We start from the raw sequence: 26,132 nt of genomic DNA, 5'->3' as shown, positions 1-26,132 counted from the left end.
GGCGCGTGGAAAGCAGTAGGGGCGCGGGCAACAGCGCGAGGTGGGTCCTCGCGCGGTTCCCCGCGCCCCTACTGGTCCGGCGTCAAAACGAATAGCCGACCCACCCGAGAGTGGATCGGCTAATCGGAGGACCGGCTTACCGGTCTGCGCGTCAGCGCGAGACCTTACCGGCCTTGATGCACGAGGTGCAGACGTTGAGCCGCTTCGGCGTCCGCCCGATCACAGCGCGCACCGTCTGAATGTTGGGGTTCCAACGACGGGGGGTGCGGCGGTGTGAGTGGGAGATGCTGTTGCCGAAGCCCGGCCCCTTGCCGCAGACGTCGCAGTTGGCAGCCACAGGAGTCACTCCAAGACTTCAGATCATTTACGTTCGAAAACCCCGGCTGTACCAACCTGACCACTCGCGTGGACCGGACAAGAACAAGGGGTGAGCCTGGACTGTTCCAGGCAACCGGGAGAGCATACAACGCCGACTCGGGTTCAACGAAACTACCATGTCCAGCACCTTGATCGTCGCCTGCCGGAGACCCCCGCCGGGCCTCCGGCCAGCGACGATCCCTGCGACGACGCCCGCCGGGCCCCGATAACCTGCCAGCATCGCCCTTCGCCACCGCGCCTCCCCGCGTTCCGGTGGCGTTCACGACGTTGAGGAGACCTGGTGCTGGACACGCTCGACGCCCCGGCCGTCCGTACCTGGTGCCGTCTCGCGCTCTCCGCACTCGGCCAGGCGCGCGAGGAGATCGACGCGCTCAACGTCTACCCCGTCCCCGACGGGGACACCGGGACGAACCTCTACCTGACCGTCGAGTCCGCCGCCGTCGCCGTCGAGGAGTGCTTCGCCGACGACACGGACGGCGCCGGGCCCGCCCTCGCCGCCACCGTCACCGCGATGGCCCGGGGCGCCCTGATCGGGGCCCGGGGCAACTCCGGCGTGATCCTCGCCCAGCTGCTGCGCGGCATGGCCGAGGAGCTCTCCCGGGGCGGCGAGCCCGAGCACTTCCGGCGGGCCCTGCGGCGGGCCGCCGAATCCGCCTACCAGGCCGTCGCCGAGCCGGTCGAGGGCACGCTGCTCACCGTCGCGGCTGCCGCCGCCGCAGCGGCGGCCGCCGGCACCGGCGGGCTCGCCGAAGCCGCCGACACCGCCTACCAGGCGGCCCGCCGGGCCCTCCAGCAGACGCCCGAGCAGCTCGCGGTGCTCGCCGAGGCCGGGGTGGTCGACGCGGGCGGGCGCGGCCTGGTCGCCATCCTCGGGGCGCTCTCCGACGCCGTCGCCGGGCAGACCCCGATGGGGCCCGTCGCCCTCCGCCAGGAGATCGGCCCGATCACTCCGCCAACCTGCGAGGGCCCCGAGCGCCCGTACGGGCCCGGCCACCCCGCCTTCGAGGTCATCTACCTGCTGGACGCGCCCGACGCCGCCCTGCCCCGGCTGCGCGAGCGCCTCGGAAGCCTGGGCGACTCGCTGGTGGTCGGCGGCGGCGACGGGCTGTGGAACGTCCACGTGCACGTCGACGACGCGGGCGCCGCCGTCGAGGCCGGGGTCGAGGCCGGACGGCCGTACCAGATCCGGATCACCCACTTCGCCGAGGCCGCCGCCCGCGCGGGGGAGCGCGCCACCGCCGCCCCGCAGGGCCGCGCCGTGCTCAGCGTGGTCTCCGGCACCGGCCTCGCCGAGCTCTGCGAGCAGGCCGGCGCCGACGTGCTGCTCGCCGACCCGGACCACCCCCCGGCCAGCGCCGAACTCGCCGAGGCACTGCGCCGCTGCGCCGCCCGCGAGGTCGTCCTGCTGCTCAACGACCCCGAGCTGCGCGCCGCCGCCGGAGCCGCCGCCGACCAGCTCCGCGAGGAGGGCGTACGGATCGCCGTGCTCCCCACCCGCTCGCCCGTCCAGGGCCTCGCCGCGCTTGCCGTGCACGAGAACTCCCGCCGCTTCGACGAGGACGTCGTCGCCATGACCTCCGCCGCCGGAGCCACCCGCTACGCCGAACTCGCCGTCGCCGAGGGCGAGTCGTGGACGATGGCCGGTGTCTGCCAGGCCGGGGACGTGCTCGGCCTGATCGACGGCGACGTCGCCGTGATCGGCCCCGACCTGGCCGGCACGGGCGCCGTGGTGCTCTCCCGGATGCTCGCGGCGGGCGGCGAACTCGTCACCCTCGTCCTCGGCGCCGCCGCCCCCACCGCCCTCGCCGACCAGCTCGTCGCCCACGCCCGCAGGCAGCGCCCAGAGGTCGACACCGTCGTCTTCGCCGGCGGCCAGGAGGCCGCACCGCTGCTCATCGGGGTGGAGTGACCCCGGCCCGTCGGTGCCGTGGTGTCCAATAGGCAGTGATGTCTGCCATGGACGAACCCCTGACCAAGCTGGTCGGCGACCGCACCGCGAAGGTGCTGGCCGACAGCCTCAAGCTGCGCACGGTCGGCGACCTGCTGCACCACTACCCGCGCCGGTACGTCGAGCGGGGCCAGCTCACCAGCCTCGACGACCTGGAGGTCGACGAGCACGTCACCGTGCTCGCGCGGATCGAGAAGGTCACGTTGATCCCCTTCAAGGCGCGCAAGGGCGACCGCCTGGAGGTCGTGGTCACCGACGGGCGGGGCAGGCTCAGCCTGGTCTTCTTCAACCAGGGCTGGCGGCAGAAGGACCTGCGGCCGGGCGCTCAGGGCCTCTTCGCGGGCAAGGTCGGCGTCTTCAACCGCACCCGCCAACTCGCCTCGCCGGACTACCAGTTGATCGACGAGGAGGCGGGCTCCGACACCGCCGAGCAGTTCGCGGGCCGCCTCATCCCGGTCTACCCGGCCAGCGCCCAGCTGCCCAGCTGGAAGCTCTCGCTCTGTGTCGAGACCGCCCTCACCAAGCACCTGGCGGACGTCCGCGAGCCGCTGCCCGCCGAGCTGCGCGAGCGGCACGAGCTGATCCCGCTCGCCGAGGCCCTCGAACTCGTCCACCGCCCGCGCAACCAGGCCGACCGCGAGCGCGCCCAGGACCGGCTGCGCTGGGACGAGGCGTTCGTCCTGCAGACCGCCCTGGCCCAGCGCCGGGCCGAGGAGTGGGCCCGCCCGGCAGTCGCCCGCAAGGGGCGCAAGGCCGGCCTGCTCGACGCCTTCGACCAGCGGCTGCCGTTCACCCTCACCGAGGGCCAGCAGAAGGTGTGCGGTGAGATCTTCACCGAGCTGGCCACCGAGCACCCGATGCACCGGCTGCTCCAGGGCGAGGTCGGCAGCGGCAAGACCCTCGTCGCGCTGCGGGCGATGCTCCAGGTGGTGGACAGCGGCGGCCAGGCCGTCCTGCTCGCCCCCACCGAGGTGCTCGCCCAGCAGCACCACCGCTCGATCGTCGAGATGATGGGCGACTTGGCCGAGGGCGGCATGCTCGGCGGCTCCGACCTCGGGACGAAGGTCGTGCTGCTCACCGGCTCGATGGGCACACCCGCCCGGCGGCAGGCCCTGCTCGACATGGCCTGCGGTGACGCCGGGCTGGCGATCGGCACGCACGCGCTGATCGAGGACAAGGTGCAGTTCCAGGACCTGGGCCTGGTCGTCGTCGACGAGCAGCACCGCTTCGGCGTCGAGCAGCGGGACGCCCTGCGGGCCAAGGGCCAGCAGCCCCCGCACCTGCTGGTCATGACGGCCACGCCCATCCCGCGCACCGTCGCCATGACGGTCTTCGGCGATCTGGAGACCTCCGTCCTGGACCAGCTCCCGGCCGGGCGCTCACCGATCTCCACCCATGTGGTGCCCGCGCTGGAGAAGCCCAACTTCCTGGCCCGCGCCTGGGAGCGGGTCCGCGAGGAGGTCGGCAAGGGGCACCAGGCGTACGTCGTCTGCCCCCGGATCGGCGACGAGCCCGACGACCCGAAGAAGAAGCGCAAGGCCACCCCGGACGACCCGGAGGACCTGGGCGCGGCGAGCGACGAGCGCAGGCCGCCGCTCTCCGTCGTGGAGACGGCCGAGATGCTCGGCAAGGGCCCGCTGGCCGGGCTGCGGGTGGAGATCCTGCACGGGCGGCTCACGCCGGAGGCCAAGGACGATGTGATGCGGCGGTTCACGGCGGCCGAGGTCGACGTGCTGGTCGCCACCACGGTGATCGAGGTCGGCGTCAACGTCCCGAACTCCACCGCCATGGTGATCATGGACGCCGACCGCTTCGGCGTCTCCCAGCTCCACCAGCTGCGCGGCCGGGTCGGCCGTGGCAGCGCCGCCGGGCTCTGCCTGCTGGTCTCCGACATGCCGGCGGGCTCGGCGGCCCGCTCCCGGCTCGACGCCGTGGCGGGCACCCTGGACGGCTTCGAGCTCTCCCGGATCGACCTGGAGCAGCGCCGCGAGGGTGACGTCCTGGGGCAGGCCCAGTCCGGAGTCAAGTCCTCGCTCAAGGTGCTCTCCGTCCTCGACGACGAGGAGATCATCGCCACCGCCCGCGAGGAGGCCACCCGGCTGGTCGCCGCCGACCCCGACCTCGCCGCCCACCCCGAGCTCCGCGAGACGCTGGCCGCCCTCCTCGACGAGGACCGCGCAGCCTTCCTCGACAAGGGCTGACGCACCCTCGATTGTCAGTGCTCCGCGAGAGAATGAAGGTGTTCAGGGCGGACCTCAAGGTCCGTTCCTGGCACGACACTTGGGGGTCCTGCCATGGCATTTCGTCATCTCAACGAGCTCCCGCTCGGTGACAAGATCTTCCGGATCGAGCTCGCCAGCGAGGACGACCGCGAAGTCACCCTCACCCTGACCGGCTGGCGTGAAGGCGCGGCTGCCGCGCCCCTCGCGGCGGGCAAGCTCCGGCTGCCCGTCGAGGACGTCGCCTCCCTCCGGATCGCCCTCAACCGGGCCCTGCGGGCGCTGGCGATCGTCGCCGACGTCTCCGAGCCCATCCCGGACCGTGACGTGCTCCGCGAGCTCTACCCCGGACACGGCGCCCCCTGGGTGCCGCAGCACGAGGAGGAGCTGATCCGCCGCTTCCACGAGAACGAGACCATCGCCCGGGTGGCAGCCCGCTTCGGCCGCACCCCCGACTCCGTCCGCACCAAGCTCCGCGAGCTCGGCCACGACCCGCGCCGCCCCGAGTACTGCCCGCCCGACGGCTGCCTCTCCTGGTCCCGCTACGCCTCCCCGGCCCTCCTCGGGGCGACGGCACCAGCGGAGTAACCCATCGACAGGAGCCCCACCGGCCAAGCCGGTGGGGCTCCTGCCATATAGCGTGGCTGCCAAGCCACGAAAGGACACACCCCGCATGACCCGCGTGATCGGCGGTACGGCCGGCGGCCGACGCCTCGCCGTGCCGCCAGGCCGGACCACCCGCCCGACCTCGGACAAGGCCCGGGAGGCGATGTTCTCCACGCTGGAGGCGCTGCGCGGCACCGTGCACGGGGCCCGGATGCTCGACCTCTTCGGCGGGTCGGGTGCGGTCGGCCTGGAGGCGCTCTCCAGGGGGGCCGCGCACGCCCTGCTGGTGGAGTCGGACGCGAGCGCCGCCCGCACCATCCGGGAGAACGTCCGCACGCTGGGCCTGCCGGGTGCCGAGGTCCGCGCCGAGAAGGCCGAGCGGGTCGCGGCCGGGCCCGCCCCGGTGGAGCCGTACGACCTGCTCTTCCTCGACCCGCCGTACTCCGTGCCGGACGCCGAGCTGCGGGAGATGCTGGTCACACTCCTGGCCGGGGGCTGGATTGCGGACGACGCACTCGTCACGGTGGAACGCAGCACTCGTGGCGGCGAGTTCGACTGGCCGGAGGGTTTCGAAGGGCTCCGCGAGCGCAAGTACGGCGAAGGGACGCTCTGGTACGGTCGCGCCGCCGCAGAGGCCCGTGAAGACTGACTGGGTCGACACTCGTAGCACCGCACACCCCACAAGGGAGTCCACGCCATGCGCCGCGCCGTCTGCCCCGGCTCGTTCGACCCGATCACCAACGGCCACCTCGACATCATCGAGCGGGCCTCCAAGCTCTACGACGTCGTCCACGTCGCCGTGCTGATCAACAAGAACAAGCAGGGGATGTTCACCATCGAGGAGCGCATCGCGCTGATCGAGGAGACGACCGCGAAGTACGGCAACATCGAGGTCGAGTCGCACGCCGGCCTGCTGGTGGACTTCTGCCGCGACCGGGGCATCCCGGCGATCATCAAGGGCCTGCGGGCGGTCAGCGACTTCGACTACGAGCTCCAGATGGCCCAGATGAACCACGGGCTGACCGGGGTCGAGACGCTCTTCGTGCCGACCTCGCCGACCTACAGCTTCCTCTCCTCCAGTCTGGTCAAGGAGGTCGCCTCCTACGGCGGCGACGTCTCCCACCTGCTGCCGGAGCTGGTGAACAGCCGACTGGTCGCGCGGATCGCCGAACGCCAGGCCTGATCCGGCAACCGGACATTCCTGGCGAACCATCACATCCCGCGCGGGTCGGCCGCGCCGGACGTTGTGAGCTGCGGGCGCAGTGGCCGTACAGTCTGTACTCCTGCCCGACGGCGTTGTCGCGTCGTCGGGGCCTGCCTCCGCCGCACCTCGGCGGCACACGGAAAGACCGGACGCCCGTGGACGTGCAGAACAGACTCGACGCGATCGTCGCTGCGGTGGAGAACGCCCGCTCGATGCCGATGTCGGCCTCCTGCGTGGTGAACCGGGCCGAGCTCGTCGGCCTGCTCCAGGACCTGCGCTCGGCGCTGCCCGCCGAGCTCGCCCATGCCCAGTCGGTGATGGCCGACCACGAGCAGGTGGTCGCCGACGCCCAGGCCCAGGCCGAGCAGATCATCCAGGGCGCGCACAGCGAGCGCGGCTCGCTGATCTCCGACACCGAGGTCGTCCGCCGCGCCCAGGCGGAGGCGGACCGCCTGCTCACCGAGGCCCGCACCGAGGTCGAGACCAAGCGCGCCGAGGCCGACGACTACGTCGACAGCAAGCTGGCCAACTTCGAGGTCGTGCTCACCAAGACGCTCGGCGCGGTCGGCCGTGGCCGGCAGAAGCTGCGCGGCGACGCGAGCGTCTTCGAGCAGGACGGCGAGCACGAGGGCGACGGTGAGGAGTTCCGCCCGCGGAGCACCCCGAGCCCCGAGGTCGACGAGTACGTCGATGTGAAGCTCGCCACCCTGGAGGCCGTCCTCGGCAAGACCCTGGAGGCCGTCGGCAAGGGCCGCGACAAACTGCTCGGCAAGGCCCCGATCGACGAGCTCGGCGCCTACCTCGCCGCCGCCGACCAGGCCCAGCAGCTGAAGAACCGCGCCGAGGCGGTGGCCGCCGGCTTCGCCGAGGACGGCGAGGAGCAGCCCTGGTACCGCGAGGAGCTGCCCCCGCAGGGCGGCGTCTCCGTGCCGCAGCAGCAGACCTGGCCCGAGCAGACCCCGGCCGCCGCAGGCTGGCAGACCCCCGGCGAGGAGGTGTACGCCCCTGCCGCCCAGTACCAGGAGCAGTACGCCGACCCGTACGGCGCGCCGCAGCACGCCCCGCAGCACCCCCAGCAGGCGGACCCGTACGGCAACCCCTACGGCTACCCGCAGCAGCAGCCCTACCAGGAGCAGCAGCCGCAGTACGACTACGGCTACCAGCAGGCGCCGCCGCAGCCACCCCAGCCTCAGTACGACCCCTACGGCTACCAGCAGCAGCCCCCCGTCCCGCAGCAGCAGCCTGGGCTCGACGAGACCAGCTTCTTCGACACGAGCATGATCGACATGACCAGGCTCCGGGAGCTCGGCGGCCGCTGACGCGGGCCTGCCGGGAGCGAAGTTGGGCCTGGCAGGACTCTCGGGTAGTCTGACCACTCCGGCCTTCTCGTGCTGGCTTGTCGGGCTGCCCGCCCAGACATCAAGACCTTGTCGCACCTCGTATGCCACTCTCCAGGAAGTCAGGACACCTTGAACCGCCTCGACCACCGCGACCCGCTCGTGTTCGACACGCATGAGCTCGGACGTCGCCCGGGGTCGATGCGCAAGGTGTCCCGCACCCTGGAGGCCCCCGAGGGTCTCGGGATCATCGATGTGATCGGTGTCCCCGAGAAGAGCGACCTGAAGCTGGAGCTCCGTCTGGAGTCGGTGGTCGAGGGAGTGCTCGTCACGGGCACCGCCGAGGCCCGCGTCGAGGGGGAGTGCGTACGCTGCCTCGAGCCCGTCGACGACGCGATCGACGTCGAGTTCCAGGAGCTGTACTACTACGCCGAGTCCGACGAGCGTCACCGCAGCCGCACGGGTGTGGCCGACGACCTCGAAGAGGACTCGGACGATGAGACTTACCGTCTGGAGGGCGATTTCTTCGACCTCCAGCCGGTGCTGCGTGACGCGGTGGTGCTCGCACTTCCGCTGCAGCCGGTGTGCCAGGAAGACTGCCTGGGTCTGTGCTCCGAATGCGGTGCACGCCTGAGCGACGACCCGACGCACCACCACGACGCCGCCGACCCCCGGTGGGCGGCTCTGCAGGGACTCTCCGCCGCCCCCGGCGACGAGGGTGACGGAATCAAGAACAGCGGTACCCGTGAGGGTCTCGCCGAGAACCAGGAGAAGTAGCCGTGGCTGTTCCGAAGCGGAAGATGTCGCGCAGCAACACGCGCCACCGCCGTAGCAACTGGAAGGCCGTCGTTCCGGCCCTCGTGGCGTGCGACCGCTGCCACGAGCCGAAGCTCGGCCACATCGCGTGCCCGAGCTGCGGCACGTACAACCGTCGCCAGGTCCTCTCGGTCTGATCGGCGGGGTGTACGGATCGATGTCGGATAGCAACTCATCCCGCAAGTCGGCTCCCGCCAACAACGGGAGCAGGGCCGGCGGACCGGCTTCGACCGAATACGACGTCCTGGAAGGGCGCCTCGGGTTCACGCTCGAGCGCGCCCTTCTGGTGCGTGCGCTGACTCACCGGAGTTACGCGTACGAGAACGGCGGCCTGCCGACCAACGAGCGCCTGGAGTTCCTCGGTGACTCGGTGCTCGGGCTGGTCGTGACGGACACCCTCTACCGCATCCACCCGGATGTCGCCGAGGGCACCCTCGCCAAGCTGCGCGCCGCGGTGGTCAACTCCCGCGCGCTCGCCGAGGTCGGCCGTGGCCTCGATCTCGGGGCCTTCATCCGCCTGGGCAAGGGCGAGGAGGGCACCGGCGGCCGTGACAAGTCGTCGATCCTCGCCGACACCGTCGAGGCCGTGATCGGTGCGATCTACCTGGACCAGGGGCTCGACGCGGCCACCGACTTCGTCCACCGCCTGTTCGACCCGCTGATCGAGGAGTCCTCGCAGCTGGGCGCGGGCCTGGACTGGAAGACCAGCCTCCAGGAGCTCACCGCCTCGGTGGGCATCGGAGTGCCCGAGTACGTGGTCGCCGAATCCGGCCCGGACCACGAGAAGACCTTCGACGCCGCCGCCCGGGTCGCTGGTGACGACTACGGCCACGGCAGCGGCCGCTCGAAGAAGGAAGCCGAGCAGAAGGCCGCCGAGAGCGCCTGGCGCGCGATCAAGGCCAAGTACCCCAAGTCGGCCGGCTAGCCGCCCGCGGTGCCCGAACTCCCTGAGGTAGAGGTCGTCCGGCGTGGCCTGGCCCGCTGGGTCGACGGCCGCACCGTCGCCGAGGCACAGGTGCTGCACCCCCGCGCGGTGCGGCGCCAGCCCGGCGGCGCGGCCGACTTCGCCGCCCGGCTCGCCGGCGCCACCCTCGGCCCGGCGCAGCGGCGCGGCAAGTACCTCTGGGTGCCGCTCGACTCCGGCTTCTCGATGATCGGCCACCTGGGCATGAGCGGTCAGCTGCTCGTCCAGGACCCTTCCGTGCCGGACGAGACCCACCTGCGGGTACGGCTGCGCTTCACCGACGGCGGCCGCGAACTCCGCTTCGTCGACCAGCGCACCTTCGGCGGCCTCGCCGTCGAGGAGGCCGAGCCGGACGACCCCGAGGCGACCCCGGTCTCCATCGCGCACATCGCCCGCGATCCGCTCGACCCGCGCTTCGACGACGCCGCCTTCGTGACGGCGCTGCGGGCCAAGCGCACCACCGTCAAACGCGCCCTGCTCGACCAGACCCTGATCAGCGGCGTCGGCAACATCTACGCCGACGAGTCCCTCTGGCGGGCCCGGCTGCACTACGAGCGGCCGACGGCGACCCTGACGCGCACCCAGGCCACCACCCTGCTCGGCCACGCCCGGGACGTGATGAACGCGGCCCTCGCGGTCGGCGGCACCAGCTTCGACAGCCTCTACGTCAACGTGAACGGCGAGAGCGGCTACTTCTCCCGCGACCTCGACGCCTACGGCCGGGAGGGCGAGCCGTGCCGCCGCTGCGGGACGCCCGTCCGGCGGGCGGCGTGGATGAACCGCTCCAGCTACTTCTGCCCGAAGTGCCAGCGCGCTCCGCGCTGAGCGCGGGCCACCCCCTGACGTTCTACTCCTCCGTCGCCCCGAAGTAGGCGACGCCGACCGCGCTGATGACGGCCAGGACGAAGCCCAGCGCTGCCATCCAGCCGAAGCCGCTCCGGGCGGAGTCGCCGAGCCAGGCGACGCCGACTGCTCCGGGGACGACCGTCTCGCCGACCACCAGGGCGGCGGTCGCGCCGTTGACCGAGCCGATCTGCAGCGCGACGGTGTGCAGGTACATGCCGCCGAGGCCGCCGATCAGGATCGCGTACAGGGCCGGGTCGCTCAGCAGCTGGCCGAGCGAGAACGGCTGGAGTCCGTCCAGGATGCGTACGCCGATGCCCAGGGCGCCGAAGCCGAGGCCGGAGAGCAGGCCCGCGACGATCGCGCCGCTCGCGCCGAGGCGGCGGACCAGCAGGCTGCCGCCCGCGATCAGGACGACCGAGCTGCCGAGCAGCCACCAGTGCACGGCCGTCGCCGCGTGGTGGCCGCCCTCGGGGCCGGCCGCGACGGCGAGCATCACCAGGGCTCCGCAGAGGATCGCGATCGAGGCCCACTCCGGGCGCTTGAGCCGCAGGCCGAGCAGCTTGATGCTGAGCACGGCGGTGATCACCAGGTTGGCGCTGATGACCGTCTGGGAGAGGAAGAGCGGCAGCAGCCGCGCGGCCAGCGCGCCGAGCCCGAAGCCGATCAGATCGAGCACCGTGCCGACGATGAACTCCCACGTCACCACCGCCTTCGCGGTGGAGGTGAGGCTCGGCCCGCCGTGCTCGGTGACGCCGTTCTCGCGCCCGGAGGCCGCTGCCTCCTCGCGGGCCGAGCGGCGGGAGCCGACGGCCTGGAGGACGGACCCGGTGCCGTAGCAGGCGGACGCCGCGACGGCGGTGACGAGGCCGATGATCACCCGGGTGCTCCGATACTGTCGTGCAGCGTTGACCGGCCAACCCTATGCCTGCCGGACGGGGTGGAGATCACCCGCCCGGAGGAGGAGAGAGCCAGCCACCCGGAGGGGAGAGCCAGGACCTGGGGATGGCTCGCCGCGAGATCGCGCCAGGTACGGTCTGTGTCATGAGAACAGTCTTCCGCCGCCCCTCGGCCGCCCGGCCTGCCGCCCTGCTGGCGGCGCTGCTCGGGCTGCTGCTGCTCCTGCTGGCTTCACCCGCATCGGCGGCCGGAGGTGTGGACGACGCGTCCAAGGCGCTGAAGAAGGGGCAGGTCTACGTCGACCCGGCGATGGCCTCGCGCTTCTCGCAGGCGCAGGCGGACGCGCTGACCAAGCGCATCGAGAAGGCCGACAAGCCGATCTTCATCGCGGTCGTCCCGGCCAGTGCCCAGTACCCGGCCGGCACCCTCTCCCGCGACCTGCGGACGAAGGTCGGCATCGCCGGTCTCTACGGGATCTGGCGCGGCGACGAGTTCAAGGCGTTCTCCGACCGCGGGGCGATCGCGCCCGCCGCGGCCACCAACATGGCGGGCGCCGCGTTCCGCTCGCACTCCGGTGACATCGGCGCGACGCTCGACGACTTCGTCGGCCAGGCCGCCGGGCAGGTCAAGGGCCACGGCGTGGACTCCGGCGGGGTGAGCGCCGCCGCGATCGTCATCCCGATCGTGGTGCTGGCGCTGGCCGGCGGCGGTGTCTTCCTGCTCTTCCGCCGGGCGAAGAAGCGCCGCGAGGAGAAGACCCGGGCCGAGCTGACCCAGCTGCGGACGGTCGTCGACGAGGACATCACCGCCTTCGGCGAGGAGCTCGACCGCCTCGACTTCAGCCCCGGCGCCCCGAGCGCGACCGACGCCGAGCGCGCCGACTACACCCAGGCCCTGGACTCGTACGAGCGGGCCAAGCAGACCATGGACGCCGCCAAGCAGCCCTCGGACGTCACCGCCGTGACGGAGGCGCTCGGCGACGGCCGCTTCGCCCTCGCCACCCTGGACGCCCGCCGCAACGGCCGAGCGCTGCCCGAGCGCCGCCCGGCCTGCTTCTTCGACCCGCGGCACGGCCTCTCCGTCCAGGACACCCAGTGGGCCCCGGCGGGCGGCGCGGAGCGCACCGTCCCCGCCTGCCAGGCCGACCTCGACCGGCTCGCGACCGGGCAGGACCCGGCGATCCGCACCGTCGAGACCGAGCACGGCCGTCAGCCCTACTGGGACGCGGGCCCGGCCTACAGCCCCTGGGCCGGCGGCTACTTCGGCTCGGGCCTGCTGCCCGGCCTGCTGGTCGGCACCGCGCTCGGCTCGGTGTTCGCCTCGCCCGGTTACGCCTACGCCCAGCCCGTGGGCGGGTACGAGGGCGGCGGCTACAACGGCGTCGAGGGCGGCGACGAGACCGGCGCCGACTTCAACACCTCCGACTTCGGCGGCTTCGACGGCGGCGACTTCGGTGGCGGCGGCGACAACGACTTCGGCAGCTTCTGAGCCCGCTGACTCCGATGGGCCCGGCTCCGCTTCGGCGGGGCCGGGCCTTCGTCGTTCCCGAGTCAGTGCGACCGGCCCGTGGGGCTGCCGGTCCGTAGAATCGCCGCATGCACGCTCACGACCCGAAGCAGCCAGTCCGCGTCACCGCGTGGGTGCGCGGCCGCGTCCAGCAGGTCGGGTTCCGGTGGTGGACGCGGGCCCGCGCGCTGGAGATCGGGCTGACGGGCTACGCGAGCAATCTGGGCGACGGCCGGGTGCAGGTCGTCGCGGAGGGCGCGCACGGAGACTGCGAGCTACTGCTCGCACTGCTGCGCGGCCCGGACACCCCCGGCGCCGTCAGCGGCGTGACGGAGATCTGGACGGCGACCGGCGACGGCTACGAGAGCTTCGCCATCCGCTGACGCTGGGTCAGACCCCTGCTGGGGGCCGGTATCGCTTCAGGAGCGCGCAAGGCAAGCGCTGGTGTCATAGGGTTGCCTTCCGGGCAGACTCGTGGTTGACTCCGCAGCGAGCAATGATCCATTGCGGATCCGCTTCCGCCCAACCCACGGTGTGTGTTTCCCGCCGTGCAGGTGACAGGCGCGCGGTAGCGTGCGGTGATCGTGTTGACCCGTAGGGTCTTTGGTGAGACGCTGAAACCCCGCGCACCAATCTGCGTTCTCCCGGCAGGGTCATGTCGTCGTGGGCCCAGCTCACCACGTCTTTCCCGCAGTGCCCAGCCAGCACTGCCGGTCCGCAGGCGGATGCGTACCCCCCTTCCCCCTAGACCCATACCGCACCGGTTCGGTCACTCAGCGTGGAGGACCATTCATCATGGCAAAGGCGCTTCTCGGGTACGTCGGCGGCCCCGACCCGCGAATGCTCTCCGAGATGCGACGGCTTCAGCAGCGCGTCCAGGACCTGGAGTCCGAGCTCCTTCGGATGCAGGCCGAGAACGACGCACTCAACGCTGTCGCTGACGAGCACTCTCTTCTCAGCAGCATCGAACTGGATCAGCGGGAGCCCGCACTCACCTGATCCGACCCGATCCTCACCGATCGACGCTGCTGCGTATCGAGTCCTCGTACGGGACGCAGCTTGCGAGGGACGCCCCGCGTGGCGTCCCTTCGTCGTGTCCGCACCCGTTCTGGCTGCGCACCTTTTGCAGGGGAGGTTGCCCGGCAACCGGCGTGGTGAAACCGCCGGGTGACGGCTCGCCGTCGGCACCGCCGGATAAAGTCGCCCACGGACCACCTGTGAGGCGAGGAGAGCGGCCGCGTGCACCTGAAGAGTCTGACGCTGCGCGGGTTCAAGTCCTTCGCCTCCGCCACCACGCTGCGCTTCGAACCGGGCATCACCTGCGTCGTCGGGCCGAACGGCTCCGGCAAGTCCAACGTCGTGGACGCGCTCTCCTGGGTGATGGGCGAGCAGGGTGCCAAGTCGCTGCGCGGCGGCAAGATGGACGACGTCATCTTCGCCGGGACGAGCGGGCGCCCCGCCCTCGGCCGGGCCGAGGTCAGCCTCACCATCGACAACAGCGACGGCGCTCTGCCCATCGACTACGCCGAAGTCACCATCACCCGCACGATGTTCCTCGGCGGCGGCAGCGAGTACGCGCTCAACGGCGAGACCTGCCGCCTGCTCGACATCCAGGAGCTGCTCTCCGACTCCGGCATCGGCCGGGAGATGCACGTCATCGTCGGCCAGGGGCAGCTCGACTCGGTGCTGCACGCCGACCCGAGCGGGCGGCGGGCGTTCATCGAGGAGGCCGCCGGAGTCCTCAAGCACCGCAAGCGCAAGGAGAAGGCGCTGCGGAAGCTGGACTCGATGGCGGCCAACCTCAACCGGGTGCAGGACCTCGTCGCCGAGCTGCGCCGCCAGCTCGGCCCGCTCGGGCGGCAGGCGAAGATCGCCCGACGGGCCGCCGGCATCCAGGCGGACCTGCGCGACGCCCGGCTGCGGCTGCTCGCCGACGACCTGCTCGCGCTGCGCAGCGCCGTCGAGGCCGAGATCGCCGACGAGCTGGCCCTGCGGGTGCGGCGCAGCACCGTCGAACAGGAGCTGGCCGGGGCGCAGCAGCGCGAAGCCGTCCTGGAGGCCCAGGTGCAGCAGCTCGGGCCGCAGCTGGAGGCGGCCCGGCAGACCTGGTACCGGCTGTCGGCGCTCACCGAGCGGGTGAAGGGCACGATCGGGCTGGCCGAGGCGCGGGTCCGGCACGCCGCCGGCGGGGGACAGGCGGAGGAGCGGCGCGGGCGCGACCCGGAGGAGCTGGAGGCCGAGGCCGAGGCCGTCCGGGAGCAGGAGGAGGCGCTGGCCGAGGCGCTGGAGCAGGCGCAGTACGCGCTCGCCGAGACGGTCGAGCGACGCGCCGAGCTGGAGCGGGAGGCCGCCGCCGAGGAGGCGCGGCTGCGGATGGCCGCGCGGGCCATCGCCGACCGCCGGGAGGGGCTGGCCCGGCTCCAGGGCCAGGCGGGTGCCGCGCGCTCCCGGGCGGCCGGTGCGCAGGCCGAGATCGGCCGGCTGGTCGAGGCCCGGGAGGAGGCCGCGAGGCGCGCCGACGCCGCGGAGGAGGAGTACCGGCTGCTCCAGGAGCAGACCGACGGCCAGGCGGCAGGTGACGAGGAGCTGGACGCCGCGCACGAGCAGGCCCGCGCGGCGCTCGCCGAGGCCGAGCGCGCGGTGGGGGAGGCCCGGGACGCGCTCGGCGCGGCCGAGCGGGAGGGCGCCGCGCTGGCCGCCCGGCACGAGGCGCTGGCGCTCGGCCTGCGGCGCAAGGACGGCAGCGGCGCGCTGCTCGCCGCCGGTGACCGGCTCGCCGGGCTGCTCGGCCCGGCCGCCGAGCTGCTCACCGTGCGGCCCGGCCACGAACCGGCCGTCGCGGCAGCGCTCGGGGCGGCGGCGGACGCGGTCGCGGTGGACGGGGTGCAGAGCGCGGCGGAGGCGCTGCGGCTGCTCCGCAAGGAGGACGCCGGGCGGGCGGCGCTGCTGGTCGCGACCGATGCGAGTCCGGCTTCCCTCGTCTCCCCGGCCTCTGAAGGGCTGGTGTGGGCGGGGGAGTTGGTGGCCGGGCCGGTCGCTCTGGTGGCCGCCGTACGGGCGCTGCTGGCGCGCACCGTGGTGGTGGACGGGCTGGACGAGGCCCTGCAGGTGGTCCGGCGGCACCCGGAGCTGACGGCCGTCACGGCGGAGGGCGACACGCTCGGGAGCGGCTTCGCCCAGGGCGGTGCGGCCGGGGCGCCGAGCCTGCTGGAGACCCAGGCGGCGGTCACCTCGGCGGCCGAGGGCATGATCGAACTGGCGGCCCGCTGCGGGGAGTTGGGCGAGCTGCTCGGCGCGGCGAAGGAGCGGCGGCGGGAGCTCGCCGGAGAGCTGGAGCGGCTCGGGGCGCGGCGCCGGGAGGCCGAGAAGGCCCGTGCGCTCACCGCCGGGGCACTCGGCAGGCTCGGCGGGCAGGCGCGGGCGGCGGCGGGGGAGGCCGAGCGGCAGGCGGCCGCCGCCGCACGGGCCGAGGAGGGCCTGGAACAGGCACTGCTGGCGGCCGAGGAGCTGGCCGAACGGCTGGCGGCGGCCGAGGAGTTGGCGGAGCACGGTGAGGACGAGCCGGACAGCACCCGGCGGGAGGGGCTGACCGCCGCTGCCGCGCAGGCGCGGCAGGCCGAGATGGAGGCCCGGCTCGCCGTCCGCACGCACGAGGAGCGGGTGCGCTCGCTCGCCGGGCGGGCCGACCAGCTCGACCGGGCGGCCCGCGCCGAGCGGGAGTTGCGCGCCCGCGCCGCCGAGCGGCGGGAGCGGGCCCGGCGGGACGCCGCCGTGGCCGGGGCCGTCGCGGGCGGTGCACGGCAGCTGCTGGCCCGGCTGGAGGTCTCGCTCGCGGCGTCCGACGGCGAGCGGGGCGAGGCCGAGCAGGCCCGGGAGCAGCGGGAGACCGAGCTGCGGGCCGGGCGCGAGCTGGGGCGTGAGCTCAAGGCCGAGCTGGACAAGCTGGTCGACGCCGGGCACCGCGACGAGGTGCTGCGGGCGGAGAAGCGGCTGCGGATCGAGCAGCTGGAGGCCAAGGCCCTGGAGGACTTCGGCCTCGGCGGCGGCGAACTGCTCGCCTCCTTCGGCCCCGACCAGCCGGTGCCGCCGCCCACCCCGGAGGAGGGGCAGGAGCCGGGCCCCGAGAGGCCGTACGTCCGGGCGGAGCAGGAGCAGCGGCTGCGGGCCGCCGAGAAGGCGTACCAGCAGCTGGGCAAGGTCAACCCGCTGGCGCTGGAGGAGTTCGCGGCGCTGGAGGAGCGGCACCAGTTCCTCGGCGAGCAGCTGGACGACCTCAAGCGCAGCCGCCGCGACCTGCTGGAGATCGTCAAGGACGTGGACGAGCGGGTCGAGCAGCTCTTCACCGCCGCGTACCACGACACGGCAGCGCAGTTCGAGGGCGTCTTCGCGCGGCTCTTCCCCGGCGGGGAGGGGCGGCTGGTGCTGACCGACCCCGAGAACATGCTCACCACCGGGGTCGAGGTGGAGGCCCGGCCGCCGGGGAAGAAGGTCAAGCGGCTGTCGCTGCTCTCGGGCGGCGAGCGCTCGCTGACGGCGGTCGCGCTGCTGGTCTCGATCTTCAAGGCGCGGCCGAGCCCGTTCTACGTGATGGACGAGGTCGAGGCCGCCCTGGACGAGACCAACCTTCGGCGGCTGATCACGATCATGGAGGAGCTGCGGGAGAGCTCCCAGCTGATCGTCATCACCCACCAGAAGCTGACCATGGAGTGCGCCGACGCCCTCTACGGCGTGACCATGAAGGGCGACGGCATCTCGCAGGTGATCAGCCAGCGGCTGCGGGCCTGAGGCGATCCCGGGCCGAGCCGCACGGCGGGGGCCCGGCCGGGAGCCGTTGACGGATACTGGACGCGATATGGAATACGTGATCCTTGCCGTAGTCATCGCCGTGGTCGCCGTAGGCGCGATCGCCGGCCTCGTCGTCAACGGCAGACGACGCAAGACGCTGCCCCCGAAGTCGGCCACGCCGGTCATCACGGCGCCGCCGACCCCGCGCGAGCCCCAGGTCGGCGACGAAGCCGCGCCGCCGACCGAGGTGCCCGCCCAGACCATCGAGGAGGTCGAGCTCCCGCCCCTCGTGGCGGAGGAGCCCGAGGCTCCCGCCGCCACCCCGGTCGTCGAGGCCCCTGCGCTGGAGGTGCCCGAGCCCACGGCCGGGCGGCTCGTCCGGCTGCGCTCCCGGCTCTCCCGTTCGCAGAACTCGCTCGGCAAGGGCCTGCTCACGCTGCTCTCCCGCGAGCGGCTGGACGAGGACACCTGGGAGGAGATCGAGGAGACCCTGCTCGTCGCCGACGTCGGTGTCACCCCGACCCAGGAGCTGGTCGAGCGGCTGCGCACCCGGGTGAAGGTGCTCGGCACCCGTACCCCGGAGGAGCTGCGCGGCCTGCTGCACGAGGAGCTCGTCGCCCTGATCGGCACCGACGCGGACCGCACGCTGAAGACAGCCAAGCACGAGGACGGCCGCCCGGCCGTCGTGCTGGTGGTCGGCGTGAACGGCGTCGGCAAGACCACCACCTCGGGCAAGCTCGGCCGGGTGCTGGTCGCGGATGGCCGCAAGGTGGTGCTCGGCGCCGCCGACACCTTCCGCGCCGCCGCCGCGGACCAGCTCCAGACCTGGGGCGAGCGGGTCGGCGCGCAGACCGTACGCGGGCCGGAGGGCGGTGACCCGGCCTCGGTCGCGTTCGACGCCGTCAAGGAGGGCATCGCCGAGGGCGCGGACACGGTGCTGATCGACACCGCCGGCCGTCTGCACACCAAGACCGGCCTGATGGACGAGCTGGGCAAGGTCAAGCGGGTCGTCGAGAAGCACGGCCCGGTGGACGAGGTGCTGCTGGTGCTGGACGCCACCACCGGTCAGAACGGCCTGGTGCAGGCCCGGGTCTTCGCCGAGGTGGTCGACATCACCGGCATCGTGCTCACCAAGCTCGACGGCACGGCCAAGGGCGGCATCGTGGTCGCCGTCCAGCGCGAGCTGGGCGTCCCGGTCAAGCTGATCGGCCTCGGCGAGGGCGCGGACGACCTGGCGCCGTTCGACCCGGCGGCGTTCGTCGACGCTCTCATCGGCGAGTAACCACGCACGAACCTCAGGGGCGCGGGGAGCTGCGCGAAATCGGAAGGTGCGGCGCTGTGGCCTTCCGATTTCGCGCAGCTCCCCGCGCCCCTTCGTGTGCTTACGTGAGCCTAAGAGGCGAGCTCGGCGCTGCGCTCGCGGCTGCGGTGGCAGGCGTACGCGAGGGTGCCGAGCAGCAGCCGGGCCTCCGGCGGGCAGCCGGCGCTCTCGCGGCAGGGGCGGCGGAGCCAGCGGGCCGGGCCGAGCGGGCCGAGGGCCGTCGGCGGTGCGGCGACGTAGCTGCCCTCGCCGTGGCAGGCGAGGTCGAGCGCGGCGTCGTCCCAGCCCATCCGGTAGAGGAGCTCGGGCAGCCGCTGGGCGGTGCCGGGGGCGACGAAGAACAGCAGTCGGCCGGTCGGCAGGGCGAGCACCGGGCCGATCTGGGTGCCCATCCGCTCCAGCCGGACGAGCGCCTGGAGGCCGGGCTGCGCGGGGACGTCGAGGACGTCGAAGGAGCGCCCGGCAGCCAGCAGGAGGGGAGCGTCGGCGGACCGGAGCTCGCGCAGCTCGGGGGCGTGCGGGCCGTAACCCGCGCCGGGGCCGGCCGTCGGGTGCGGGCTCACGGCGGCGTGCAGGCCGGGCGCGGCGCAGTGCACGGCCGCGCAGTCGCAGAGCCCGTCCGCCGGAGTGCGGCCGGAGCCGACGGCGACCGACCAGCCCCAGCGGCCGGTGTACTCCGCCGCCGCCGCCTCGAAGGCACTGCCCCGGCCACGGCGGCGAGCGCCGAAGCGCAGATCGCCGAAGAGGTTGTCCATGCCACCCCCAACAGGTTCGGATTGCCGGTGGTTACGGGAGTGTGACGATCCGTCGATTGTCCGTCCTGGAGCGGGGGGTGCGTCGGCGGCGCGCGGTGGGCGGCGCACTCCGATTCGGGTCGCCCGCGCGAGGAACCGCCTTGCCTCGGCGCGGCGGGTCGCGGACCGTCGGTGCTGCACAGAATGCCTCCGTCATATTCGAGACCGTCAAGGGCCTTGGAACCGAAGCGAATTGGCGGCTGAGGGGTGGCAGGGGAGAGGCCGCAGACGGCTGGGTCACGGACGGCGGCCGGCTACCAGTGAAGCGCGGGACGACGCCGATTAGTTCACTCGTAGGGGTGGCGAAAGGTGGCGTTTCCCCAACACCGCTCCCCCGGACAGCGGACGGGGCGTTACGTTCGGACCACGGAACGCAGTGGTTACCCGCCTGGCGGTGGGTAGTTACGGACCGGGGGGGCGGTACGACGGCAGACCGGCGCGCCACGCAGTGCGGCGCGATGGCGGCAGGGTCAACGAGCAGGGCCTCGCTGGTGGGGCCGGGCGGGATGGGGCGGTTCCCATGGCAGAGAAGCAACCGAACGAGAAGCTGACCACCTGGTTCGGCCGGAGCGGCTGGTCCAAGGGCGAGCTCGCTCGCCAGGTCAACCGCAGGGCCCGGCAGATGGGTGCGCACCACGTCAGCACCGACACCTCACGGGTGCGCCGCTGGCTCGACGGCGAGATGCCGCGCGAGCCGATCCCCAGGATCATGTCCGAGCTGTTCTCCGAGCGGTTCGGCTCGGTCGTCTCGGTCGAGGACCTCGGGCTGCGCACCATCGTGCCGGTCAGCACCGTCGGCGGCGGGGTCGACCTGCCCTGGAGCGGGCCGCAGACCGTCCAGCTGATCAGCGAGTACTCGCGCAGCGACCTGATGCTCAACCGCCGGGGCTTCCTCGGCACCTCGCTCGCCCTGACGGCCGGTGCCGCGCTGATCGAGCCCATGCAGCGCTGGCTCACCCCCGGCCCCTCCGGCGCGCCGCTGCCCATCCTGACCGCCGCCAACGGCGAGCCGCACACCGGCCGCCTCTCCGAGCCCGAGCTCCAGCTGCTCGAACAGACCACGGTGATGTTCCGGCAGTGGGACGCGCAGAACGGCGGCGGCCTCCGCCGCAAGGCAGTCGTCGGCCAACTGCACGAGGTCACCGACCTGCTCCAGGAGACCTACCCCGAGCAGACCACCCGGCGTCTCTTCCGCCTCACCGCCGAACTCGCCCACCTGGCGGGCTGGATGTCGTACGACGTCGGCATGCACCCGAGCGCGCAGAAGTACTACGTGCTCGCGCTGCACGCCGCCAAGGAGGCCGGTGACCGGCCCTTCGGCGCGCTCATCCTCACCGACATGAGCCGCCAGATGATCCACCTCGACCGGGGCGACGACGCCCTGGAGCTGATCCACCTCGCCCAGTACGGCAGCCGCGACACCGCCACCCCGCGCCAGCAGGCCCTGCTCTACGCGATGGAGGCGCGCGCCTACTCCAACATCGGCGAGGTCAACCGCTGCTCCCGGGCCGCCCGGCTCGCCGAGGACACCTTCAGCGACTGCCGCGAGGGCGACAACGACCCGGACTGGCTGAAGTTCTTCTCCGAGGCCGAGCTGAACGCCGAGAACGCCCACTCCTACCGCGATCTCGCCTATCACTCCACCCGCAGCCCGCTCTACGCCTCGATGTCCGCCCCCGTGATGGAGCGCGCCGTCGACCTCTTCCGGCAGGACCCGGAGCACGTCCGCAGCTACGCCTTCAACCTGATCGGCATGGCCAGCGTGCACCTGCTCCAGGGCGAGCCCGAGGAGGCCGCCCGGATGGCCGAACAGGCCGTGGACATCGCCACCAAGGTGCGCTCGGAGCGCCTCAACACCCGGGTCCGGAAGACCTCGGCGGCGGCCACCCGCGACTTCAAGGGTGTCGCCGAGATCAGCCGTCTGGCTGACCGGGTGGTGCAGGACATCCCGGAGTTCGTCCCTGCGGGGTGATGCCGCAGTAGCCCATCCGGAGCGGCGGCGTGGCCGTAGTTCACGTCGCCGTAACGCCCCCGCCATCCCTGTCACGGCTGCGAAACATCGTGCCGCACTGGCCGAAACCAGCCTTCGGCACTCTCCTCTTCAACGCCGACACCCCGGGATGGCACGGGACAGGATTCCACGGGTGGAGCGGCCTTCATTCACGAGGAGACGCCGATGCCGGACGGCTTCAGCGCAGGCGACACCGCCTTTGTGTTCATCAGCGCGGCCCTGGTCATGTTGATGACCCCCGGTCTGGCCTTCTTCTACGGGGGCATGGTCCGGGTCAAGAGCGCACTCAACATGCTGGTCATGAGCTTCATCTCGCTCGGGATCGTCAGCGTGCTCTGGGTGCTCTACGGCTACACGCTGGCCTTCGGGCCGGACGCCGGAGCCGGGCTCATCGGCAACCTGGACTTCCTGGGCATGCGCGGCATCGGCATGAACGACCTGACGGGCACCATCCCGGTCACCGCGTTCTCCGCCTTCCAGCTGATGTTCGCGATCATCACCCCGGCCCTGATCAGCGGTGCCATCGCGGACCGCGCCAAGTTCTCCGCCTGGGGCCTGTTCGTGGCGCTCTGGGTGACCATCGTCTACTTCCCCGTCGCGCACTGGGTGTTCTTCTTCGACGGCGGCCACGGCGGCTGGCTCGGCGACCGCAACGGCGTCATCGACTTCGCGGGCGGCACCGCCGTCCACATCAACGCCGGTGTCGCGGGACTCGCGCTCTGCCTGGTGCTCGGCAAGCGGGTCGGCTTCAAGAAGGACCCGATGCGGCCGCACAGCCTGCCGCTGGTGATGCTCGGCTCCGGGCTGCTCTGGTTCGGCTGGTTCGGTTTCAACGCCGGTTCGGCGCTGGCCGCCAACGGCCTCGCGGGCATGGCGTTCATGAACACCCAGGTCGCCACCGGCGCCGCGATGCTCGGCTGGCTCGCCTACGAGAAGATCCGGCACGGCGCGTTCACCAGCCTGGGCGCCGCCTCCGGCGCCGTCGCCGGCCTGGTCGCCATCACCCCCGCCTGCGGCTCCGTCAGCCTGCTCGGTGCCATCGCCATCGGCCTGATCGCCGGTGGGGCCTGCGCCGCCGCGATCAGCCTCAAGTACCGCTTCGGCTTCGACGACTCGCTCGACGTCGTCGGCGTGCACGCCGTCGGTGGTGCGATCGGCTCGCTGCTGATCGGCCTCTTCGCCACCGGCCACGTCGGCCAGACCGCCCAGGGCCTGTTCTACGGCGGCGGTTTCGCCCAGCTGGGCAAGCAGGCGATGGGTGTCGCCGTCGTCGCGGTGTACTCCTTCGTCCTCTCCTGGCTGCTCGGCAAGGGCATCGACAAGACCATCGGCTTCCGGGTCTCCGAGGACGTCGAGGTGGCCGGCATCGACCAGGCCGAGCACGCCGAGTCGGCGTACGACTTCAGCGCCGTCGGCGCCAGCCTGGCCCGCGCGCTCAGCGCCCCCGCTGTGGAGAAGACCAAGGCCACCAAGGCCGCAAAGACCACCGAGAAGACCGAGAAGACTGAGGTCGACGCCTGATGAAGCTCATCACCGCGGTCATCAAGCCGCACCGCCTGGACGAGGTCAAGAACGCCCTGCAGGCCTCCGGGGTGCACGGCCTCACCGTCACCGAGGCCAGCGGCTACGGCCGCCAGCGCGGCCACACCGAGGTCTACCGGGGCGCCGAGTACACCGTCGACCTGGTCCCGAAGGTACGGATCGAGGTCCTCGTCGAGGACGACCTCGCCGAGGAGACCATCGACGTCCTGGTCAAGGCCGCCCGCACCGGCAAGATCGGCGACGGCAAGGTCTGGAGCGTCCCGGTCGACACGGCCGTCCGGGTCCGCACCGGCGAACGCGGCCCCGACGCGCTCTAGCATCTCCTTCCAGGCGGACCTGTGACTTCTCGTCACAGGTCCGCCGAAGGCGTATCCGGACCCAGGTCACGTACGGCGGCTCCGGACACCTGGCTCGTACAACGGACGGGGAACCTGAAGTGACGACCGAGACCCACCCCGCCGACCCCGGCGGCCCCGGCGGCACCGACTACGCGGCCGCCCGCACCCGGCTGCTCGCCGAGCCGGGCTGCACCGGCGCCGCCCGCCGGGCCGCACTCGCCCGGCTCGCCGACGGCTGGCTCGGCGGCCTGTACGCGGAGGCCGGTGCGCCGCCCGGCACCGCCCTGGTCGCCGTCGGCGGCTACGGCCGGGGTGAGCTCTCCCCGCGCAGCGACCTCGACGTGCTGCTGCTGCACGAGGGCCGGATCGACAGCTCGCTGCCCGAGCGGATCTGGTACCCCGTCTGGGACGGCGGCGCCGCGCTCGACCACGCCGTCCGCACCCCCGCCGAGGCCCGCGCGGTGGCCGCCGCCGACCTCAAGGCCCAGCTCGGCCTGCTCGACGCCCGCCACCTCGCCGGAGACCCGGCCCTCACCGCCGCGCTGCGCTCCACCGTGCTCGCCGACTGGCGCGCCGGCGCCGCCAAGCGGCTGCCCGAGCTCCAGGAGCTGTGCGCCGAGCGCGCCGAGCGGCACGGCGAACTCTCCTTCCTCCTGGAGCCCGACCTCAAGGAGGCCAAGGGCGGGCTGCGCGACTGGACGGCGCTGAACGCCATCGCGGCCACCTGGCTCGCCGACGCCCCCCGGGACGGCCTGGACGAGGCGGCCGCCCGGCTCGCCGACATCCGCGACGCCCTGCACCTCACCACCGGCCGCGCCACCGAACGCCTCGGCCTGCACGACCAGGACCAGGTCGCCGCCCAGCTCGGCGTCCTCGACGCCGACATCCTGCTCCGCCAGGTCTACGAGGCCGCCCGCACCATCTCCTACGCCGGGGACGTCACCTGGCGGGCGGTCGGCCGGGTGCTCGCCGCGCGCGGCGGCCGGGGCCGCCGGGTCTCCCGGCTCGCCTTCCCGTTCACCGGCGTCGGCCGGAGCGCGGGCGCGGTGGCCCGCGGCGCCGTGGACCGGCGCCCGCTCGCCGAAGGCGTCGTCGAGCAGGACGGCGAGGCCGTGCTCGCCCAGAGCGCCCGCCCCGCCCAGGACCCGGTGCTGTCGCTGCGGGCCGCCGCCGCAGCCGCCCAGGCCGGGCTCACCGTCGGCCACGCCACCGTCCGCCGCCTCGCCGCCGAGGCCAGACCGCTGCCGGTGCCCTGGCCGGACGAGGCCCGCGAGCAGCTCGTCACGCTGCTCGGCGCGGGGGAGGCCTGCATCCCGGTCTGGGAGGCGTACGAGGCCGAGGGGCTGATCACCAGGCTGCTGCCGGACTGGGAGCGCGTCCGCTGCCGCCCGCAGCGCAACGCCGTGCACCGCTGGACGGTCGACCGCCACCTGGTCGAGACGGCGGTCAAGGCCGCCGCGATGACCCGCCGGGTGGCCCGGCCCGACCTTCTGCTCGTCGCCGCGCTGCTGCACGACATCGGCAAGGGCTGGCCCGGCGACCACTCGGAGGCGGGCGAGGTGATCGTCCGCGACGTCGCCGTCCGGATGGGCTTCGACAAGACCGACACCGACACGCTCGCCCTGCTGGTGCGGCACCACCTGACGCTGGTCGACACCGCGACCCGGCGCGACCCCGACGACCCGGCGACGGTCGACCTGATCACCAAGGTGGTCGGCACCCTCCCGCACCTGGAGCTGCTGCACGCCCTCACCGAGGCCGACGCCACCGCGACCGGCCCCGCCGCCTGGAGCAGTTGGCGCGCCACGCTGGTCGACCGGCTGGTCGACCGGGCCGGTGCGCAGCTGGCCGGCGCCGACCCCTACCCCGCCGACGGCGAACCGACGGCCGAGCAGGAGCGGCTCGCCGTCGAGGCCGCCCGCACCGGGGTGCCCGCGCTCTCGCTGCTCGCCCACGCCGGCCAGGACGCCGCCGACGAGACCCCCGAGCCGATGGGCGTCGAACTGACCCTGGCCATCCCCGACCAGCCCGGCCTGCTCGGCACCGTCGCCGGGGTGCTCGCCCTGCACCGCCTCACCGTCCGTGCGGCGGGCCTGCGCGAGCTCGACCCGATCGGCGCCGGGCCCGTCCTGCTGCTCTCCTGGACGGTCGCCGCCGAGTACGGCGAACTCCCCGAGGCCGCCCGCCTCCGGGCCGACCTCCGCCGCGCCCTCGACGGCTCGCTGGACGTCGCCCGCAAGCTCGCCGAACGCGACGCTGCGGCCCCGCGGCGCAGGGGCATCCCCACCCCGCCCCCGGTGGTGGCGGTCGCCCCCGGCACCGCTTCCTCCACCGCCACCGTCCTGGAGATCCGCGCCCACGACGCTCCCGGCCTGCTGCACCGCATCGGCCGCGCCCTCGACACCGCAGGTGTCCGCGTCCGCACCGCCCATGTCAGCACCCTCGGCGCCGACGCCGTCGATGCCTTCTACGTCACCGACACGGCGGGGCTGCCGCTCGCGCCGGACGCCGCGCTGAGGGTGGCGGCAGCTGTCCAGGAGTCGCTGGGCTAGGCCGTCCCACACTCCACCGACCGGGGGTGGAGACCGTACCTCGGACGGCCGGATACCCTTGGGGCGAC

General features: G+C 73.0%; 22 protein-coding genes. 19 read left to right on the top strand and 3 right to left on the bottom strand.

What is annotated here, in order from left to right:
• Positions 1-151 precede the first annotated feature (151 nt).
• The gene (gene rpmB / locus ACR68M_RS10000; protein WP_014138233.1) at positions 152-337 is read right to left on the bottom strand and encodes a 50S ribosomal protein L28; all 186 of its coding nucleotides are present in this window, start codon (positions 335-337) and stop codon (positions 152-154) included.
• A gap of 321 nt (positions 338-658) precedes the next feature.
• On the opposite strand from rpmB, the gene ACR68M_RS09995 reads away from it, so the two are divergent.
• The 10 genes from ACR68M_RS09995 to mutM all read left to right on the top strand — a co-directional run bounded on the left by ACR68M_RS09995 (position 659) and on the right by mutM (position 10,297).
• A complete protein-coding gene (locus ACR68M_RS09995; protein ID WP_441250090.1) occupies positions 659-2,287 on the top strand; it encodes a DAK2 domain-containing protein in 1,629 nt (542 codons plus the stop codon).
• Between the two features lie 38 nt (positions 2,288-2,325).
• Positions 2,326-4,527, top strand: coding sequence for an ATP-dependent DNA helicase RecG (gene recG / locus ACR68M_RS09990; RefSeq protein WP_441250089.1), 2,202 nt, complete (start codon positions 2,326-2,328; stop codon positions 4,525-4,527).
• Between the two features lie 93 nt (positions 4,528-4,620).
• Entirely contained in the window at positions 4,621-5,133 is a 513-nt protein-coding gene (locus tag ACR68M_RS09985; protein ID WP_441250088.1) for a hypothetical protein, read from the top strand.
• Positions 5,134-5,218: 85 nt separating this feature from the next.
• Entirely contained in the window at positions 5,219-5,800 is a 582-nt protein-coding gene (rsmD, locus tag ACR68M_RS09980; RefSeq protein WP_441250087.1) for a 16S rRNA (guanine(966)-N(2))-methyltransferase RsmD, read from the top strand.
• Between the two features lie 48 nt (positions 5,801-5,848).
• Positions 5,849-6,334, top strand: coding sequence for a pantetheine-phosphate adenylyltransferase (gene coaD / locus ACR68M_RS09975; protein ID WP_441250086.1), 486 nt, complete (start codon positions 5,849-5,851; stop codon positions 6,332-6,334).
• A 176-nt stretch (positions 6,335-6,510) separates the two neighbouring features.
• Positions 6,511-7,674, top strand: coding sequence for an ATP synthase F0 subunit B (locus ACR68M_RS09970; RefSeq protein ID WP_441250085.1), 1,164 nt, complete (start codon positions 6,511-6,513; stop codon positions 7,672-7,674).
• A gap of 150 nt (positions 7,675-7,824) precedes the next feature.
• Positions 7,825-8,469 (top strand): YceD family protein, encoded by a 645-nt coding sequence (locus ACR68M_RS09965; protein ID WP_441250084.1) that lies wholly within the window; start codon positions 7,825-7,827, stop codon positions 8,467-8,469.
• Between the two features lie 2 nt (positions 8,470-8,471).
• On the top strand, positions 8,472-8,645 hold the full coding sequence (rpmF, locus tag ACR68M_RS09960; protein WP_030056747.1) for a 50S ribosomal protein L32: 174 nt from the start codon (positions 8,472-8,474) through the stop codon (positions 8,643-8,645).
• Positions 8,646-8,665: 20 nt separating this feature from the next.
• Positions 8,666-9,433, top strand: a complete 768-nt coding sequence (gene rnc, locus ACR68M_RS09955; protein ID WP_441250083.1) for a ribonuclease III — start codon at positions 8,666-8,668, stop codon at positions 9,431-9,433.
• 9 nt (positions 9,434-9,442) lie between these two features.
• Entirely contained in the window at positions 9,443-10,297 is an 855-nt protein-coding gene (gene mutM / locus ACR68M_RS09950; RefSeq protein ID WP_441250082.1) for a bifunctional DNA-formamidopyrimidine glycosylase/DNA-(apurinic or apyrimidinic site) lyase, read from the top strand.
• Positions 10,298-10,319: 22 nt separating this feature from the next.
• Here the strand turns inward: mutM and ACR68M_RS09945 are convergent, their stop codons facing one another.
• Positions 10,320-11,195: a hypothetical protein gene (locus tag ACR68M_RS09945; protein WP_441250081.1), complete on the bottom strand. Its 876-nt coding sequence runs from the start codon at positions 11,193-11,195 to the stop codon at positions 10,320-10,322.
• A 164-nt stretch (positions 11,196-11,359) separates the two neighbouring features.
• Here ACR68M_RS09945 and ACR68M_RS09940 point away from each other — a divergent pair, with 164 nt between their 5' ends.
• The 5 genes from ACR68M_RS09940 (at position 11,360) to ftsY (ending at position 18,788) form a co-directional block, all read left to right on the top strand.
• The gene (locus tag ACR68M_RS09940; protein ID WP_441250080.1) at positions 11,360-12,703 is read left to right on the top strand and encodes a hypothetical protein; all 1,344 of its coding nucleotides are present in this window, start codon (positions 11,360-11,362) and stop codon (positions 12,701-12,703) included.
• A 107-nt stretch (positions 12,704-12,810) separates the two neighbouring features.
• The gene (locus tag ACR68M_RS09935) at positions 12,811-13,104 is read left to right on the top strand and encodes an acylphosphatase (RefSeq protein WP_441250079.1); all 294 of its coding nucleotides are present in this window, start codon (positions 12,811-12,813) and stop codon (positions 13,102-13,104) included.
• Positions 13,105-13,516: 412 nt separating this feature from the next.
• On the top strand, positions 13,517-13,720 hold the full coding sequence (locus tag ACR68M_RS09930) for a hypothetical protein (protein WP_441250078.1): 204 nt from the start codon (positions 13,517-13,519) through the stop codon (positions 13,718-13,720).
• A gap of 240 nt (positions 13,721-13,960) precedes the next feature.
• Positions 13,961-17,506: a chromosome segregation protein SMC gene (gene smc, locus ACR68M_RS09925; RefSeq protein WP_441250077.1), complete on the top strand. Its 3,546-nt coding sequence runs from the start codon at positions 13,961-13,963 to the stop codon at positions 17,504-17,506.
• A 67-nt stretch (positions 17,507-17,573) separates the two neighbouring features.
• Positions 17,574-18,788: a signal recognition particle-docking protein FtsY gene (ftsY, locus tag ACR68M_RS09920; protein ID WP_441250076.1), complete on the top strand. Its 1,215-nt coding sequence runs from the start codon at positions 17,574-17,576 to the stop codon at positions 18,786-18,788.
• A gap of 110 nt (positions 18,789-18,898) precedes the next feature.
• Here the strand turns inward: ftsY and ACR68M_RS09915 are convergent, their stop codons facing one another.
• Positions 18,899-19,582, bottom strand: a complete 684-nt coding sequence (locus ACR68M_RS09915; protein ID WP_441250075.1) for a bifunctional DNA primase/polymerase — start codon at positions 19,580-19,582, stop codon at positions 18,899-18,901.
• 559 nt (positions 19,583-20,141) lie between these two features.
• Between ACR68M_RS09915 and nsdA the strand changes: the two genes are divergently transcribed.
• The 4 genes from nsdA to ACR68M_RS09895 all read left to right on the top strand — a co-directional run bounded on the left by nsdA (position 20,142) and on the right by ACR68M_RS09895 (position 26,064).
• Complete coding sequence (nsdA, locus tag ACR68M_RS09910) at positions 20,142-21,593, top strand: transcriptional repressor NsdA (protein WP_441250074.1); 1,452 nt, start codon at positions 20,142-20,144, stop codon at positions 21,591-21,593.
• A 204-nt stretch (positions 21,594-21,797) separates the two neighbouring features.
• Positions 21,798-23,153, top strand: coding sequence for an ammonium transporter (locus ACR68M_RS09905; protein ID WP_441250073.1), 1,356 nt, complete (start codon positions 21,798-21,800; stop codon positions 23,151-23,153).
• On the top strand, positions 23,153-23,491 hold the full coding sequence (locus tag ACR68M_RS09900; protein ID WP_441250072.1) for a P-II family nitrogen regulator: 339 nt from the start codon (positions 23,153-23,155) through the stop codon (positions 23,489-23,491). The genes ACR68M_RS09905 and ACR68M_RS09900 overlap by 1 nt, the downstream gene beginning before the upstream one ends.
• Before the next feature lie 119 nt (positions 23,492-23,610).
• Positions 23,611-26,064: a [protein-PII] uridylyltransferase gene (locus ACR68M_RS09895; RefSeq protein ID WP_441250071.1), complete on the top strand. Its 2,454-nt coding sequence runs from the start codon at positions 23,611-23,613 to the stop codon at positions 26,062-26,064.
• The last annotated feature ends 68 nt before the right edge of the window (positions 26,065-26,132 follow it).

The sequence above is a fragment of the Kitasatospora sp. McL0602 genome (assembly GCF_052076145.1).
GTDB lineage: Bacteria > Actinomycetota > Actinomycetes > Streptomycetales > Streptomycetaceae > Kitasatospora.
The sequence above is the reverse complement of the archived record's forward strand: the minus strand, read 5'-3'. Positions and strand labels throughout refer to the sequence as shown.